The 16,403-nt window shown below is 61.5% G+C and carries 15 protein-coding genes; 8 read left to right on the top strand and 7 right to left on the bottom strand.

Going from position 1 to position 16,403, the window contains the following annotated elements:
- Positions 1 to 111: 111 nt before the first annotated feature.
- Entirely contained in the window at positions 112 to 1,089 is a 978-nt protein-coding gene (gene meaB / locus ACR0MO_RS13730) for a methylmalonyl Co-A mutase-associated GTPase MeaB (RefSeq protein WP_170454137.1), read from the bottom strand.
- A 123-nt stretch (positions 1,090 to 1,212) separates the two neighbouring features.
- On the opposite strand from meaB, the gene hrpB reads away from it, so the two are divergent.
- The 3 genes from hrpB (at position 1,213) to ACR0MO_RS13715 (ending at position 5,857) form a co-directional block, all read left to right on the top strand.
- The gene (gene hrpB / locus ACR0MO_RS13725; protein ID WP_480891763.1) at positions 1,213 to 3,675 is read left to right on the top strand and encodes an ATP-dependent helicase HrpB; all 2,463 of its coding nucleotides are present in this window, start codon (positions 1,213 to 1,215) and stop codon (positions 3,673 to 3,675) included.
- Between the two features lie 154 nt (positions 3,676 to 3,829).
- On the top strand, positions 3,830 to 4,306 hold the full coding sequence (locus ACR0MO_RS13720; protein ID WP_480891761.1) for an NUDIX hydrolase: 477 nt from the start codon (positions 3,830 to 3,832) through the stop codon (positions 4,304 to 4,306).
- Positions 4,307 to 4,378: 72 nt separating this feature from the next.
- Entirely contained in the window at positions 4,379 to 5,857 is a 1,479-nt protein-coding gene (locus ACR0MO_RS13715; protein ID WP_480580357.1) for an inorganic phosphate transporter, read from the top strand.
- A gap of 11 nt (positions 5,858 to 5,868) precedes the next feature.
- Here the strand turns inward: ACR0MO_RS13715 and ACR0MO_RS13710 are convergent, their stop codons facing one another.
- Both ACR0MO_RS13710 and ACR0MO_RS13705 read right to left on the bottom strand, forming a co-directional pair.
- A complete protein-coding gene (locus ACR0MO_RS13710; RefSeq protein ID WP_480874298.1) occupies positions 5,869 to 6,843 on the bottom strand; it encodes a 2-dehydropantoate 2-reductase in 975 nt (324 codons plus the stop codon).
- 68 nt (positions 6,844 to 6,911) lie between these two features.
- Positions 6,912 to 7,880 carry a pirin family protein gene (locus ACR0MO_RS13705; protein WP_170454147.1) on the bottom strand — a complete coding sequence of 323 codons (969 nt, stop codon included), beginning with the start codon at positions 7,878 to 7,880 and terminating at the stop codon, positions 6,912 to 6,914.
- Positions 7,881 to 8,165: 285 nt separating this feature from the next.
- On the opposite strand from ACR0MO_RS13705, the gene ACR0MO_RS13700 reads away from it, so the two are divergent.
- Both ACR0MO_RS13700 and ACR0MO_RS13695 read left to right on the top strand, forming a co-directional pair.
- On the top strand, positions 8,166 to 8,654 hold the full coding sequence (locus ACR0MO_RS13700) for a twin-arginine translocation pathway signal (protein ID WP_480874294.1): 489 nt from the start codon (positions 8,166 to 8,168) through the stop codon (positions 8,652 to 8,654).
- A 3-nt stretch (positions 8,655 to 8,657) separates the two neighbouring features.
- A complete protein-coding gene (locus ACR0MO_RS13695) occupies positions 8,658 to 9,257 on the top strand; it encodes a ferric reductase-like transmembrane domain-containing protein (protein WP_170454151.1) in 600 nt (199 codons plus the stop codon).
- Here ACR0MO_RS13695 and argF read toward each other — a convergent pair.
- Together argF and ACR0MO_RS13685 are read right to left on the bottom strand one after the other, a co-directional pair.
- A complete protein-coding gene (gene argF, locus ACR0MO_RS13690; protein ID WP_170454153.1) occupies positions 9,254 to 10,180 on the bottom strand; it encodes an ornithine carbamoyltransferase in 927 nt (308 codons plus the stop codon). The genes ACR0MO_RS13695 and argF overlap by 4 nt on opposite strands.
- 75 nt (positions 10,181 to 10,255) lie before the next feature.
- Positions 10,256 to 11,443 (bottom strand): aspartate aminotransferase family protein, encoded by a 1,188-nt coding sequence (locus ACR0MO_RS13685; protein ID WP_170623694.1) that lies wholly within the window; start codon positions 11,441 to 11,443, stop codon positions 10,256 to 10,258.
- Positions 11,444 to 11,736: 293 nt separating this feature from the next.
- On the opposite strand from ACR0MO_RS13685, the gene ACR0MO_RS13680 reads away from it, so the two are divergent.
- The gene (locus tag ACR0MO_RS13680; protein ID WP_480891758.1) at positions 11,737 to 12,627 is read left to right on the top strand and encodes a DMT family transporter; all 891 of its coding nucleotides are present in this window, start codon (positions 11,737 to 11,739) and stop codon (positions 12,625 to 12,627) included.
- Here the strand turns inward: ACR0MO_RS13680 and ACR0MO_RS13675 are convergent.
- The gene (locus ACR0MO_RS13675; RefSeq protein WP_480891891.1) at positions 12,609 to 13,412 is read right to left on the bottom strand and encodes an ABC transporter permease; all 804 of its coding nucleotides are present in this window, start codon (positions 13,410 to 13,412) and stop codon (positions 12,609 to 12,611) included. The two genes, ACR0MO_RS13680 and ACR0MO_RS13675, sit on opposite strands and share 19 nt — an antisense overlap.
- 128 nt (positions 13,413 to 13,540) lie before the next feature.
- Between ACR0MO_RS13675 and ACR0MO_RS13670 the strand changes: the two genes are divergently transcribed.
- Entirely contained in the window at positions 13,541 to 14,116 is a 576-nt protein-coding gene (locus tag ACR0MO_RS13670) for a GcrA family cell cycle regulator (RefSeq protein WP_170454159.1), read from the top strand.
- A 26-nt stretch (positions 14,117 to 14,142) separates the two neighbouring features.
- On the top strand, positions 14,143 to 14,766 hold the full coding sequence (locus ACR0MO_RS13665; RefSeq protein WP_480891756.1) for an NUDIX hydrolase: 624 nt from the start codon (positions 14,143 to 14,145) through the stop codon (positions 14,764 to 14,766).
- An 8-nt stretch (positions 14,767 to 14,774) separates the two neighbouring features.
- Here the strand turns inward: ACR0MO_RS13665 and ACR0MO_RS13660 are convergent, their stop codons facing one another.
- Positions 14,775 to 15,851, bottom strand: a complete 1,077-nt coding sequence (locus tag ACR0MO_RS13660; RefSeq protein WP_170454161.1) for a T6SS phospholipase effector Tle1-like catalytic domain-containing protein — start codon at positions 15,849 to 15,851, stop codon at positions 14,775 to 14,777.
- Positions 15,852 to 16,403 lie beyond the last annotated feature (552 nt).

The following is a 16,403-nucleotide window of genomic DNA, read 5'->3' as shown; positions in this document are numbered from 1 at the left end:
CGGGGCCAAGACCGTTTAAAATCAATGTAAAAAGCAACGTATCAACACATTGCGTTCAGACTACACCGACAACCGGTCCCTAGCCAAGCGTTGCGCGCAAGGGCGGCCGGGTCAGTCCGCCGCCAGGGCGGTCAGCATCTGCCGCGCCGCAACCGAGGGGCTGAGCGTGCCTGCGCCGACCTCAGTGCTCAGCCGGTCCATTTCGGCGCGGGCCGAGGGCGTGTCCAGCCGGGCCAGCAGGGCATGCCGAACCTCCTGATCGAACCAGTACCGCGCTTGCGTTGCCCGGCTTGCGGCCCAATACCCCTTGTCGCGTCGCCATTGGCTAAGGGCCTGCATCTCGTCCCAAGCCTGATCCAGCCCATGTTCTTCAACCGCAGAAACGGTCATGGCCTTGGGAAACCCCTCGGGGTCCTGAGGTCGTTTTCGCAGCAGCCGCAGGGCCCCTGCATAATCGGCGCAGGTGCGCGTTGCCGTGGCCTTCAGATCGCCATCCGCCTTGTTGACCAGAATGATATCCGCCATCTCCATGATGCCGCGCTTGACGCCCTGCAACTCGTCCCCGCCAGCCGGGGCCAGCAGCAGCAGGAACAGATCAGACAGTTCGGAGACCACCGTCTCGGACTGACCGACGCCGACGGTTTCGATCAGCACAACGTCATTCCCTGCCGCCTCGCACAGCGCAATGGCTTCGCGGGTGCGACGCGCGACGCCGCCCAGATGACTTTGACTGGGTGAGGGGCGGATGAACGCGTTTGGCTCGCGGCTCAGGCGTTCCATCCGGGTCTTGTCGCCCAGAATCGAGCCACCCGACCGGGCCGAACTGGGATCTACCGCCAGAACCGCGACGCGCAGACCCTGACTGATCAGCATCATGCCGAAGCTTTCGATAAACGTGGATTTGCCGACACCCGGTGTGCCTGACAGACCAATCCGCAGCGATTGGCGGCCAGATTTGGCGAGGTAGGCCAAAAGCTCGGACGCCTGTGCCCGGTGATCGGCCCGGATGCTTTCGACCAGAGTAATCGCACGCGCCAAAGCACGGCGTTCGCCCTGCAAAATCCTCTCACCCAGTTCAGCAATATCCATGCGTGCGACCCTTTTGGAATTTTGCCCTAAATGAAGGGTCGGAACCCTGTTTGTCCAGAGCACTTATGCGTGGTTCCCGCCGGGCCTTCTGGACCTTGCCGCAAGCTTTGGCGATAAGGCGACATGACCCGACTGCCTATCGATGACGCCCTGCCCGAACTGCTCTCGGCCCTGACCGACCATCGCCGTGCGGTGTTGCAGGCTCCACCGGGCGCGGGGAAAACCACGCGCGTGCCGCTGGCCATGCTGCAGGCCGGGCTGTGCGACGGCAGGATCGTGATGCTGGAACCCCGCCGACTGGCCGCGCGTGCCGCCGCCGAACGGATGGCCGAAACGCTGGGCGAGCGCGCGGGCCAAACCGTCGGTTACCGCGTGCGCGGCGATGCCAAGGTCTCAAAACAGACGCGGATCGAGGTCGTTACCGAAGGCATTCTGACCCGGATGCTGCAATCCGACCCGGACCTGCCCGGGGTCGGAGCCGTGATCTTCGATGAGTTCCACGAACGCTCGTTGAATGCCGATCTGGGTCTGGCGCTGTGTCTTGAGGTTGCAGGGGCGCTGCGTGACGATCTTATACTGGTGGCCATGTCCGCAACACTGGATGCCGAGCCCGTCGGGCAGTTGATGGACGCCCCGCTGGTCACATCCGAAGGGCGCAGCTATCCGGTCGAAACTCGGTGGCTGGATCGGCCTTTGGGCACCCAAGCCCGCCGTTTGGATGCGCTGTGCGATCTGGTTGAAACCGCAGTGCACGAGACTCGCTCAATAGGCGGCGGCGTGCTGGTCTTTTTACCCGGCGAGGGGGAAATCCGGCGGGCCGAGGCAACGCTGGCGCGACGCTTGCCGAAGGATTGTGTTCTGAGACCCCTGTTCGGTGCCCTGCCCTTTGCCGCCCAGCGCGCGGCCATCGCTCCGGTTGAAAACGGGCGCAAAATCGTACTGGCCACCTCAATCGCCGAAACATCGCTGACGATTCCCGATATTCGCGTGGTCGTGGACATGGGACAGGCGCGCCGGGCACGGTTCGATCCGGGCTCGGGCATGTCGCGTCTGGTAACCGAGCGGGTCACGCGGGCCGAAACAACCCAACGCATGGGCCGCGCCGGGCGTGTGACCGAAGGCGTCTGCTACCGGCTGTGGTCCAAGGGGGAAGAGGGCGCGCTGGCCGCCTACCCACCTGCCGAAATCGAGTCGGCAGACCTGACGGGATTGGCTTTGGAGCTGTCCCTTTGGGGTGCGGACCCTGGCGATCTGGCCTTTCTGACGCCGCCGCCCGAAGGCGCGTTGACCGAGGCCAGAGCCCTGCTTGGTATGTTGAATGCCATCGACGGCAAAGGCCGGATCACCGATCACGGGCGTCATCTGGCGGCTCTGCCTTTGCATCCGCGTCTGGGGCATATGCTGGTAAGCGCCGGGGCTCAGGCCGCGCCGCTTGCAGCCCTGCTGGCCGAGCGGGACCCGCTGCGTGGCGCTCCGGTCGATTTGGCGTTGCGGCTGGATGCAATGAAAGACCTGCGCGCATTTCAAAGGGGGAAGCCCTGGCAGGTGAACGTGAGTGCGCTGGACCGGATCAAGGCCGAGGCAAAACGCCTGCGGGCCGTCGCCCCACCCCAGACCGAAACCCAAAGCCCCGCCGCGATGGCGGCCTTGGCCTATCCCGACAGGATTGGACAGCGACGCAAGGGCCATGCGCCGCGATATGTGTTGTCAGGAGGCAAAGGGGTTATTCTGGAAAACGACGACACACTGGCCGAAGCCCCCTATCTAGTTGCGCTAGACACCGACGGAAACCCGCGCGAGGCACGGGTTCGGATGGCAGTTCAGATCTCGGAACGTGAGATTCGCGATCAATTCGGCGATCAGATCCGTTGGGTCGACAGTTGCGTCTGGTCCAAACGGGATCGTCGCGTCGTCGCCAGACGGCAGGAGCAATTCGGCGCGATCACGCTTGGGGATCGTATCTGGAAGGACGTGCCTGAGGACGCGGTAGCTGAGGCCATGCTGGACGGCGTGCGTGATCTGGGGCTGCGCCTGGACGGAGCCGCCGCGCGCCTTGCCGCGCGGGTGGAACTGGTGCGCGCGGACGGGGTCGATTTGCCCGATTTCTCGGTGGACGGCTTGATGAACGCGCTTGAGGATTGGCTGCTGCCGATGCTCACCGGCGTCCGCTCGGCCGAAGACTGGAAACGGTTTGACCTGTTGCCCGCCCTGCGCGCCCGTCTGGACTGGACGCAAACGCAGGAACTGGACCGGCGCGCGCCGGGTTCATTTGTCACGCCTTTGGGTCGTAAAGTTCCCATTGATTACAGTGGCGCAGCCCCGGAAATTGCGGTGCGCCTTCAGGAGCTTTTTGGGGTTACTCAGCACCCGGTAGTTGGGGGCACACCGTTGAAGATCACCCTGCTGTCTCCGGCACAGCGGCCCATTCAGATCACCCGCGACCTGCCCGGTTTCTGGGCCGGGTCCTACGCGGACGTGCGCAAGGACATGCGCGCGCAATACCCGAAACACCCCTGGCCCGAAGACCCAACGCAGGCCGATCCGACCCTGCGCGCCAAACGCAGGCAGGGTCAGTCGAAAGGCTGAACCAGCCCGATGCACGGCTATACCCCACAAAAAGTCACATATTTCCGCCAAAACAGGCTAAAATTCACCGAAACTTTACGATTTCATTGAAATTACCTGACGTAATTGTTACCTCAGCCGCTCTGAAAGACCGGGGCTTTTTTAGACTGTGCCAATGACACACTGGTTTCGAAACATCTGGGAAGAGGTCGCAAGACCCCTGTTCCTGCGCCCGCGTCGGGTGCAGTTCGCAGCCATGTGCACACGTCAGACCGAAACCGGGATGGAAATTTTGCTGATCACCAGCCGCGACACCGGTCGCTGGGTCATCCCCAAAGGCTGGCCCATCGATGGGCTGGACGGGGCGGAAACGGCTGCGCAGGAAGCGTGGGAAGAGGCTGGTGTCCGGTCCGAGGCGGTCCGGAAAGAGCCGGTCGGTCACTACACCTATGACAAGATCCTCAAAGACGGGTCTGCACAACCGGTTCTGACCACGGTCTACCATGTCACCGTCGCAGAATTGTCCGAGGATTTCCCCGAAGCCAATCAGCGCACCCGCAACTGGGTCTCGCCCGAAACGGCGGCTACGTTGGTTGCCGAGCCGGAATTGCAGTCATTGCTTGCCAAATGTAACGAGATTGCAAAAATTTGATGACAGACACGTTGCCCTGCTGTCCGTAAACCGATAGCGGCCTGTGATCGCATAGATGATCTGATCGAGCCCATGTCGAATACACAATCCAAAGCCCGCTGGCAGTCGCTGGACACTGACCTCCACCGTATTTCGCGCGTCGAAACCGCGAACTCTCATGTCGCGCGCCCGCTGCTGGGACCCGGTCTGGCACTGGCCTTCATGGCATTGGCCGGGCTGACCGCCGCGGTCTTTTTCGGGCGCTTCGACGGGGGCCTGATCGTCGTCGCTGCGGCAGCATTCGGCGCGTATATGGCGATCAATATCGGCGCAAACGACGTGGCCAACAACATGGGGCCTGCGGTCGGGGCCAACGCGCTGACCATGGGCGGAGCAATTGCCATCGCCGCTATCGCCGAAAGCGCTGGCGCGCTGCTGGCAGGGGGCGATGTGGTCTCGACCATATCCAAGGGCATTATCGACCCGATGTCGGTGCAGAACAGCAACGTGTTTATCTGGGCCATGATGGCCGCGCTGATCTCATCTGCGATGTGGGTCAATCTGGCCACATGGGTCGGTGCGCCGGTTTCGACGACCCATTCGGTTGTGGGCGGGGTGATGGGCGCCGGCATCGCCGCCGCAGGGATGAGCGCCGTCAACTGGAGCACCATGAGCGCGATTGCCGCAAGCTGGGTGATCTCTCCGGTTCTGGGCGGATTGATCGCAGCCGCCTTTCTGGCGCTGATCAAGGCCAAAATCCAATACCAAGACGACAAGATCGCCGCCGCCCGCCGCTGGGTGCCCATCCTTGTGGCGCTGATGGCCGGTGCGTTTGCCACCTATCTGGCCGTCAAGGGCCTGAAACGGATCGTCAAGATCGAACCCGAGACCGCCCTGCTGATCGGCTTGGCCACTGGTGCGCTGGCGTGGTCGGTCACCGTGCCATGGGTCAAACGAAAATCCGAAGGGCTTGAGAACCGCACGCGGTCGCTTAAAACACTGTTCGGCCTGCCGCTGGTGATCTCTGCCACGTTTCTGAGCTTTGCGCATGGGGCAAATGACGTGGCCAACGCTGTTGGCCCCTTGGCCGCGATCGTACATGCGGCAGAGTTCGGTGACTTCGCCGCCAAGGTCTCTATCCCGATCTGGGTCATGGTCATCGGCGCGTTCGGGATTTCCTTTGGTCTGTTCCTGTTCGGCCCGAAACTGATCCGGATGGTTGGCAGCCAAATCACCAAGCTGAACCCGATGCGCGCCTTTTGCGTGGCCCTCTCTGCCGCGATCACGGTTATCGTTGCAAGCTGGCTGGGCTTACCGGTCAGTTCGACCCACATCGCGGTGGGTGCCGTGTTCGGTGTTGGGTTCTACCGCGAATGGCACTCGGACCGACGCTGGAAACAGTCGAACCTGCAACGCCCCAGCGAAAAGCGACTGGCGCGCGAAGAACACCAAAGGCGCAAGCTGGTGCGGCGGTCGCATTTCATGACCATTGTTGCCGCGTGGGTCGTCACCGTACCGGCAGCGGCGACCATGTCTGCGTTGATCTTCTGGGTCTTGACAGCCTTCGCGTGAGGCCAGAGCCGTCAGGGCCGGATTTGATCCGGTGTCAGCCGGGTCGAAGGCTGTTGCAGGATCAGGTCTGAAACGCGCGTGCAAATCGGTGTCGGCACCCCGGTTTTCTGACCCAGACGCATGATCTCACCCTGCAGCGAGTCGATTTCCGTCGGCCGACCCTCCATCAGGTCATAGGCCATCGAGGTTCGCGCCGCCGGATCGATGGTCAGCATTTTGGACGCGATGCGGGTGAACAGAGGCGTCGGCAGGCGCAGAATGTGCGGCGTCATCCCGGCAGGCAGCGGGGTGGTCGAGGCAACTGGCTGGCCCGCCGCTTTCAGAACGGTCAAAGCCTCGACCATCTGGTCGGCCATCAGACGCCGCCAGTTGCGATCCGTCAATTGATCCACCAGCGTCAGACCTGACAGCGCATTCAGGGCGTTGTTGAGGTTGATCACCAGTTTGCCCCACTGAACCGCCTCGATCCGGTCGCTTTCCGAGACGGGCAGGTCCGGGCTGCTCAGCCGCGCCGCCAAACCGCCGGGGCCGCCTTCGATAACAATGTCGCCCGAGGTCGCCCGGTGATAGGCCCCCGGATCGGTCGGCACCACGTTGAAGGGCACCATCCCGGCGCGAACGTCATAACCGGGCAGGATGTCTTTCAGGACGCGCGCGTTCTCCATCCCGTTTTGCCAGGACAGGACGGGGATGTTTTGTGCAGCGTTCGACGCAATCAACTCGGCCATTTGGGACGTGGCCCCGGATTTCACGGTCACGATGACAAGCTCGGCCTCGCCCAGACAGGCGGGGTCTTCACTCAACACAAGGGCCTCAGCCGACACAGTGCGGCGCAGCCCGGTGAAATCGGTGACTGTCAGACCATCTTTCCGGACCGGGTCCAATACGCGCGCGCGCCCCAGCAAGGTGACCTCATGCCCCGAGGCGGCAAGCAAAGCCCCGCAATAGCACCCGATACTGCCAGCGCCTGCGACGACAATTTTCATGGCGATCCCTCCGTTCAGGGAAGGATCACAGCGTTACGGGGGCAGAACAACCCTGCCGCCGTATGACGTCACGTTCGACGCGCGAGCCGAGGCTTGGTGCGTTCCAGATCCTCGGAAATCGAAATGAATTCCTGATCGTCACCGGGCGGCAGGTGAAAGGCGCCGTTGGCCCAATCAGCCGTCTTCCATTCCCGCGTCGCAGTTTCGATCTTTTCCTTCGAAGAAGAGACGAAATTCCACCAGATATAGCGATCTTCATTCAAAGTCGCGCCACCCAGAAGCATCAGCCGCGCGCCCAAAGGCCCTGCCTTGACGGACAGCTTGTCGCCGGGGCGAAAGACCATCATGCGCCCGGCCTCGAACGCATCGCCCGCGATCTCAACCGAACCTTCGGTGACATAGACGCCGCGGTCCTCGTGGTCGTCGGGCAGAGGGAAGGACGCGCCGGGATCAAGCTGGACATCCAGATAGAAGGTCTCGGACATCATGGTCACCGGGCTTGTTTCGCCGTAGGCCGAGCCAAGGATCAGCCGCGCGGTGACGCCGGTATCTTGAATACAAGGCAGCGCACCCTGTTTGTGATGTTCGAAATCCGGGGCCATATCCTCATGCTGTTCCGGCAGCGCGATCCAGGTCTGAATGCCAAACAGGCTGTTTCTTTTGCCGCGCGTTTCGTCGCTTGTGCGCTCGGAATGCGTCACCCCGCGCCCGGCGACCATCCAGTTGACCTCGCCGGGGTAGATCATCTGATGCGTGCCAAGGCTGTCGCGGTGTTCGAACTCGCCCTTATACAGGTAGGTGACAGTGCCCAGACCGATATGCGGATGCGGTCGCACGTCGATGCCGCCTTCAGTGATGAATTCCGCCGGACCCATCTGGTCGAAGAAGATAAACGGGCCGACAAGCTGTCGCTGAACCGATGGCAGGGCGCGACGCACCTCGAACCCGCCCAGATCGCGCGCACGCGGGATGATCAGAGTATCCAACGCCGGGTTTTCGGACACGCATTCGGGATTGTGGGTCGGATTCCAACTCATTTCTCTTCTCCCTCAAGAAGCGGCCACTGCACCGCATTGTGTTCATGAGTGCAAATATATACCGCAAAACAAGTAGGGAAAGCGCACGAGCGCACAGTGCCCGTGCAAGCCGATGCCGAAGCGGCCGCCTCGGCCCAACCGCTCACACAGGCGTGAGGAGAATCCTGCCGAATACTAAAGGGTAGAAACTCGGAATCCAGCTTGGGTGTGCTATGTTTAGCCATCGATTGCGCCTGAATGGTTGGATCACACAAGGTCGCCGCAGGATCGATAGGAGCGTTATTCATGACCCGTATACTGATGACACGTCGAACCCTTATCGCAACGGGTGCAGCAGCTGCGGTCGGCGTTGCAGTCCAAAGCCCAAACCCGGCGCGTGCAGCAGGTCTTGCCCCCACGCCATCGATGCGGGGCGGGTCGAACAATTACCGCCCCGGCGCACCGATCGTCAAACGGATTGGCGGCGGCGGCTTCTGGATGACCGGAACAGTGCGGCGCGCTGGTGATGGGGCACCCCTGCCCGGTCAGCGCATCCAGATCTGGGCACATACCACCGAAGGGCACGAGCGCGATCCGCACAGCCATGGGGCAACCCTGACCGACGCCAATGGTGAATTCCGGCTGGAAATGCCGCAGATCGTGCCCGCCTTTGGCCAGCCACACGGGCATCTGGCCTATGACAGTGGCGACTTCGAAACCGTGTTCCTGCGCCCGGTCATGTCCAGTGCAAGGGACAAAACCCTTGCGGCGCATTTCGTCCTTCAGCCCGTCTGAAGCGTGATCCGCAGCTTGGCAATCTGGGGGGCGCTGACGGCTGCCTTGCTTGTTCCGCTGATTGCAGCGGCGTCCAGCCCGTATCTGCAATGGCGTGACCCCATCTACATTACCGCCGGGTTCGCGGGTGTTCTGAGCATGGGTCTTCTGTTGCTGCAACCACTTCTGGCAGCCAAAGACCTGCCGGGACTATCGCCCGTGACCAGCCGGCGCTTGCATCGTGCGGTTGGAATAATGCTGGTCTTGGCCATCCTGACCCACGTAATCGGGTTATGGATCACAAGCCCGCCGGATGTCGTAGATGCCCTTCTCTTTACATCGCCAACCCCGTTTTCGGCATGGGGCGTGATTGCGATGTGGGCCGCATTTGGGGCCGCAGTTCTGGGCATCTGCCGGGCGCGCCTGAACCTGCGGTTTCGCCTGTGGCGGTTGAGTCATACGGGGCTGGCGATGATTACCATTCTGGGCAGCGTGATCCACGCCATGCTGATCGAAGGCACGATGGAGATCATGACCAAGACCGCTTTATGCGTTCTGGTGGTACTGGCGAGCGCCCGGGCGCTCACCAAATTACGGGTGTGGGATGCCAGACGGCGGGCTTAGACGCCGAGGCACCACCGCATGATCGACTTCTGCGCATGCAGGCGATTTTCAGCCTCGTCAAAAATGACCGAGTTCGGGCCGTCCATCACCTCGGACGTGACCTCTTCTTCCCGGTGCGCGGGCAGGCAGTGCATGAACAACGCGTCGGGCTTGGCGTGCGACATAAGCTCGGCATTGACCTGATAGGGGCGCAGCAGGTTGTGGCGGCGTTCCTTGGCCGATTGGGAATCGTGCATCGACACCCATGTATCGGCAACGATCAGATCCGCGCCTTCTACCGCTTTGTACGGGTCCCGTTCCACCACGATCTTCGAGCCTTTCTGGCGGGCGAACCCCATGAACTCTTGCTCGGGATCGAACTGCGCGGGGCCAGTGAAGGTCAGGTCAAACCCGAACTGACCGGCAGCGTGCAGGAACGAGGCGCAGACATTGTTGCCGTCCCCGGTCCAGACCACCTTTTTGCCTTTGATTGGGCCGCGATGCTCCTCAAACGTCAACACGTCGGCCATGATCTGGCAGGGATGGGTACGGTCGGTCAGACCGTTTATGACGGGCACATCCGAGTATTCGGCCATTTCCGTCAGGATCGTTTCGTCGAATGTCCGGATCATAATCATATCGACATAGCGCGACAGGACGCGGGCGGTGTCGGCGATGGTTTCGCCATGACCCAGCTGCATGTCCTTGCCCGACAGCACCATGGTCTGACCACCCATCTGCCGGACACCTACATCAAAGGACACGCGCGTCCGGGTCGACGGTTTTTCGAAGATCAGGGCGACCATGCGGTCCTTGAGCGGTTGTTCGTCGTCCAGTGCTGCCTTGGGGCGGCCCAGACGGGCCTGTTTCATTGCTGCGGCCTGATCGATCATGGCCCGCAGGTCACCCTGATCGGTCATGTGGATATCAAGGAAATGGTTCATATCGTTTCGCTTTTGGCTGAGCGGCGAGTGGGGGCCAGCCCCCACATCCCCGGAGTATTTGGGAAAAGATGAAGATCAGGCAGTGGCAAGTTGGCCTTCGACCTGCGCGGCGGCTTTGTCCAGGCGGATGACAGCCTGCGCGATGTCGTCTTCAGTCAGCGTCAGAGGCGGCAGCAGGCGGATCACGTTATCGGCGGCAGGCACGGTGATAACCTGATTGTCGTAGCCTGCATTCACCACGTCCAGATTGGTCGCCTTGCATTTCAGCCCCAGCATCAGGCCAGAGCCGCGGACCTCTTCAAAGACGTCCGGATGATCGGCGATCAAACCTTCGAGTTTCTGGCGCAGCAGGCCCGCCTTACGGTTAACGCCTTCCAGAAATTCAGGGGTTGCGACGTGATCGATCACCGCGCATCCGACGGCGCAGCCCAGCGGGTTGCCGCCATAGGTCGAGCCGTGGGTGCCTGCGGTCATGCCGCTGGCGGCCTCTTCCGTGGCCAGCACCGCGCCCAACGGGAAGCCGCCACCGATGCCTTTGGCAACCATCATGATATCGGGCGTGATCCCCGCCCATTCATGGGCGAAGAGTTTCCCGGTGCGCCCGACGCCGCATTGGACCTCGTCCATGATCAGCAGAAGCCCGTGTTCGTCGCAGATCTGGCGCAGGGCTTTGAGTTCCGCGTCGGGGACCGGGCGGATACCGCCCTCGCCCTGAACCGGCTCGATCATGATTGCGGCTGTCTTTTCGGTGATCGCATCGGTCACGCCATCCAGATCACCGAAAGTCAGGTGGACAAAGCCGGGCAACAGCGGGCCAAAGCCCTTTGTCATCTTCTCGGACCCCGCCGCCGCGATCCCGGCCGAGGAGCGACCGTGGAAAGAGCCATCGAAGGTGATGATCTCGACCCGGTCCGGCTGGCCTTTGTCATAGAAATACTTGCGGGCCATTTTCACGGCCAGTTCGCAGGCCTCGGTCCCGGAATTCGTAAAGAAAACCGTGTCGGCAAAGGTATGCTCGACCAGCTTGTCGGCCAGCGCTTGTTGCTGCGGGATGTGATACAGGTTCGAGACATGCCATAGCGCCTGTGCCTGTTCGGTCAGGGCGTTGACCAAAACCGGATGCGCGTGGCCCAGCGCGTTTACCGCGATCCCCGCGCCGAGATCCAGAAAACGTCGGCCATCCGCCTCGGTCAGCCAGGCGCCTTCGCCCTTCACAAAGGTCAGGGGCGCACGGTTATAGGTCGGCAGAACGGACGGGATCATCGGATCATCCTTTTCGGGTAGGTTAAGCCCTGTGGTTGATACACAAGAGCCATGGTCGTCAACTGATTTGGTGGGGTTTGCACGGATTTACAGCGCGCAATTGGATCAAACGGGCCGGTTACGCTGTGCGGCGTCGGCGTCGGAGGCGCAGGATATGTGCTGTTTTGATCATGGCCGGTCGTATAGCGGGATGTGTCGGATCTGAAAACCCCGAATCTGCGCTGATACCCGGAAGGCATAAGGCGCGGGATTTCCCACTTGCCATTTCCCCGGATGTAACGCACCGCTTGGACATGACACCCACACCCCAGAACCCGCCGCTTGCGGCTTTGCTGATCTTTGTCGCAAGCGCCCTGATCGCCGCCACGACGCTGTTGGCCAAGGCGTTGGGCACTGACACTTTGGGCCCGCCCTTGCACCCGATGCAAATCAGCCATGGGCGGTTTCTGTTCGCGTTTCTGGTGATCATCAGCGCCGTCGCCGCGCTACGCCCCAGGCTTCGGCGGCCGCATTGGGGCTTGCACATTGGTCGCACCAGTTTTGGCTGGTTGGGGATCACGCTGATGTTTGCTTCGGTCGCTTACATCCCAATAGCGGATGCCACCGCGATCTCTTTCCTCAACCCCGTCTTTGCGATGGTGTTGGCCATCCCGCTGTTGAAGGAAGGTGTTGGGCCGTGGCGCTGGCTGGCCGCTGCGGTGGCCCTGACCGGGGCGCTTATTCTGCTGCGGCCGACGCCTGCAAGCTTTCAGCCTGCTGCGTTGTTGGCGCTGACGGCGGCAGCGGTGATCGGGATGGAGCTGATTTTCATCAAAAAGCTGGCGGGCCGGGAAATTCCGATTCAGATCCTGCTTGTGAACAATTCGATGGGTCTGGCCATTGCAACGGTCGCCGTGATCGCCGTGTGGCAGCCTCCAACCCCTGCCCAATGGGCCGCGCTGGCTGGTATCGGAGGGTTGATGGCCTGCGCGCAGGCGTGTTTCGTCAATGGAATGGCGCGGGCGGATGCGTCATTTGTCGCCCCAATCAGCTATGCAACACTGATCTTTGCTGCGCTTTACGATTTCGCGATCTTCGACGTGATCCCCGATGTCGTCAGTGTCATCGGATCCTCGGTCATCCTGACCGGGGCACTGATCCTGGTCTGGCGTGAAACGCGGCAGCGTCAAGCCTTGAGCCGGTAACCGGTGCGCAGCATCTGCCAGGTGGCGCAACAGACGATCAACGTGGCCAGCCCACACACCGCAAACCCCAAAACAGGTGCGCTGTCCGAGACACCGATCATGCCGTATCGCAATCCGTCGATCAGATAGAACACCGGGTTTATATGGCTGATCCGGTTCAGAAGCGGCGGCAGCGCCTCGACCGAGTAGAACGTGCCCGACAAGAACGCCAGCGGGGTGACGATGAAGTTTGTGATCGCCGCCATCTGGTCGAACTTGTTGGCGAATATCCCGGCCAAAAGCCCCAGGGCCCCCATGAATGCGCCGCCCATGATGACAAAGATCAACGCGACCAGCGGGTGTTGCGGCACGATACCCAACACCAAAGCCAGCGCAGCCGCAACGACACAGGCGATCAGCACGCCGCGCGCGATACCGCCTGCCAGATAGCCCAGAAGGATCTCCAAAGGAGAGAGCGGCGGCATCAGAGTGTCGACGATATTACCCTGTACCTTCGAGATCACCATCGACGAGGACGTATTGGCAAAGGCATTCTGGATCACCGTCATCATCATGATGCCCGGGGCCAGAAAGGTCAGAAACGGCACACCCATGACGTCCGACCGGCTGGGGCCGATGGCGATGTTGAAGATCAGCAGAAACAGACCGGCGGTCACCAAGGGCGCCAGCAAGGTTTGTGTCCAGACCGCCAGAAAGCGCAGCGTTTCGCGTTGCGCCAGCGTATAAAGACCCATCCAGTTGACCGGACCAAACCGTGGTTCACTCTGCTCTGCGGGGCTCTGCATCATCTGACCTCAATCCGATTCGAAGACTGCTTGTAACTCGGGGCGCAGTGATTAGAATAGGGGGCTGACACGAATTCCCAAGGCGGCCCGAATCCGGGGCCGCTTTCCCGTTTTTTGAAAGGCAACCCATGTCCTGGACCGACGAGCGCGTAGAACTGCTGAAAAAGATGTGGGGCGAGGGCCAGTCGGCCAGTCAGATCGCCAAGGAACTGGGCGGTGTGACGCGCAACGCGGTGATCGGCAAGGTGCATCGTCTGGGCCTGTCGAACCGGGCAACCGGTGCCAGCCCGGCGAAATCCGAACCCAAGGAAAAACCGGCACCCGCACCCAAGGCCGAGGCCAAGCCCAAGCCTGCGCCCAAAACCGAACCGGCGCGCCCGGCCCCTGCCCCGGCGGCAGAAGCCAAACCAGCGGTACCGGCCCGCCGTCAGATCATCCCTGCCGGTCAGCCATTGCCGCCGCAGCCCTCGGCCAACGAAATCAGCCCCGAGGCGCTGGCCAAGGTCAACGAGGTTGAGAAGAAGGCCAAGAAGCTGACGCTGATGGAGTTGACCGAGAAGACCTGCAAATGGCCCGTCGGCGACCCCGCGACCGATGATTTCTGGTTCTGCGGCCTGCCCGTTGAGGCTGGCAAACCCTATTGCGAGGCGCATGTGGGCGTGGCATTCCAGCCCATGAGCTCGCGCCGGGACCGTCGCCGCTAAATCCGATGCGCCAGGATCCGACCGCGATGGAGGATACCTGGCTCACCCGGGCAAAAAGACTGCTGGCTCTGGCCGAAACCGGCCAGCATTTCACCAAAGACCCGTTCGACCGCGAACGCTATGACGAGATTTCCGACATGGCCCGCGCCATGCTGGCCGATCTGGGGCGCATCCCTCTGTCGGAACTCGACGGTTTGGTATCCGAACATGCGGGCGGCTACGCCACGCCCAGCATCGACATTCGAGGGGCCGTAATCCGCGACGGCCACATCCTGCTGGTGCGCGAGCGCAGTGACGGCAAATGGGCGATGCCGGGCGGATTTGCGGATATCGGAAGCTCTCCGGCGGAAAACATCGCGCGTGAAGTTTGGGAAGAGGCCGGATTGCGCGTTCGTGCACAGCACCTTTATGCGCTTCGGCACAAGGCACGGCACCCGTACCCGGCAGACATTCGGGATTTCTACAAGCTGTTCTTTCTGTGTGATGAGGCGGGTGCGGCCACACCGAAACCGGGACCTGAGACTAGCGACGTGGCGTTCTTTCCGATGAACTCTCTGCCCGATCTTTCTTTGACGCGGAACCTTGAACAGGACATTCAGGCGGCGTTCGAAGCGTTTCGGTCCCAACACCCCTCGGTACTGTTCGATTAAGCCGAAGGTTACTGCGCCGGATGTGACGGGAAATCCGGCATCGGCACCCAACGCGGCAACTCATCCGGCGCGACCGAGACATGCAGCCGTTCCGACCGATCCTTCCCCACTTTTCGATGCTTGCGCAGCAGGAAAATCTTGCCCCACCCGCGCCACGTGCCAACAGACGGCGCGTGGGCATTTGTGGGGAACCGGTCGCGCCACCCTTCGGGCAGCGGCAGACCGTGCATCTCGGCCTTATCCAGCATCCAGATCAGAGAGATATTGCTAAGCGGTCGCGCCTGCTCAAACCCGTTCAACTGGCCGCCCACATCGCCGTGGCTGCCGCGAAACCAGACCTGCTCGACATGGCCTTGAAAGTCGGGCGTGCATTTCCACAAGACGGGCTCAAAGACTTCGCGGGTCTCATCCAGCGCCATGGCGTGATAGCCGTGCCGGGTGGCGCGACCCAGATGATGGTTGTGAAAGGCATGCCGATCCTCGGCCCAGCGCCACAGCAGCGGCAGGCGTAGACCCAGTGCTTTCACCGTGTCCCACACGCCGATCATCTCGATAGCGATCTCGTCATGGCAAAACTGCTGTCGAAAATCCCGCGCCGCGGCGCCGCTGGGGTTGCACTCGTAATGACGGTAGGCCTGCTTGATATTGCGCTCGGTTGCGTGTTCGGCCTTGAGCAACCCGATCATGTCGATCACCCCGGCCAGGCTGCGCACCCCATAAGCCCCCCGCGAATAGCCGATGAAATAGATCCGGTCGCCCGGCTTGTACCGAGACGCCAGATACCCATACGCCCGGCGGATCTGCCGGTTGATGCCGCGCCCCATCATCACGTCCAGCGAAGACTTCCAGTTTTCCCACTGAACACCAGATTCGTAGAAGACCGAGACCTGACTTCCGGCCTCGCGGCACAGACGGTAGGTGTGACCGGCGTGGGTCTCAAACCCCGGCTCCAGCGTCGACATGGTTCCGTCAAGAATGATGACATGGCTGATCGGCTCGCGATGCGGCGTCTCGGCGGAATGCTCGGATCGCAATGGCCGTCCGAGCCATCCAAGAACCCTCCTACTCAACCGCGACAAATTCATCTTTCAGCACTTCCTATTCGTTTTGGGGTGTGGCGGACATTTCAGCCCGCTGCACCCTGTACGCCTTGGGCACGTCTCCGGCCGTATCTTCCAAGCGACCGGTGCGCCTGCCAAGCTGCCCCGATCTCTGCCGCCGATCCCGAAGATACAGGTATCGCCAACACAACCGCCGGGGTAAACCTGATCATGGGTATCCCAAACGCCTGGGGCAAGGCACAGGCCATGAACGAAGGCGTGAGCCGTTGCCGATTGGCACCAAGGATCATGGCCCATCTCACCGCCGGATCGACAGCATCCCAAACCAGAGACTTCAAACGCGCTGTGATCTTCATGACACTGAAACCATTAACAAAATACAAACAACACAACATATCAGACCAAAGCCTTCACCTGAGCGTCGCAGCTACCCCAGATATGAGCTTTTGGGCAGCCGATCTGCTCGCGGTATTGCTATCTGAGTTACAATTTGTAGCACATTGTTAGCGCATGGTCTGTGACGCGCCTCACGTTCCGGACCCACGCCAAAGCAGCAACTTTCGGTACCCGTGCGCC

The organism is Ruegeria sp. K5 (assembly GCF_056531805.1).
This window is presented reverse-complemented; position numbering and strand designations above follow the sequence as displayed.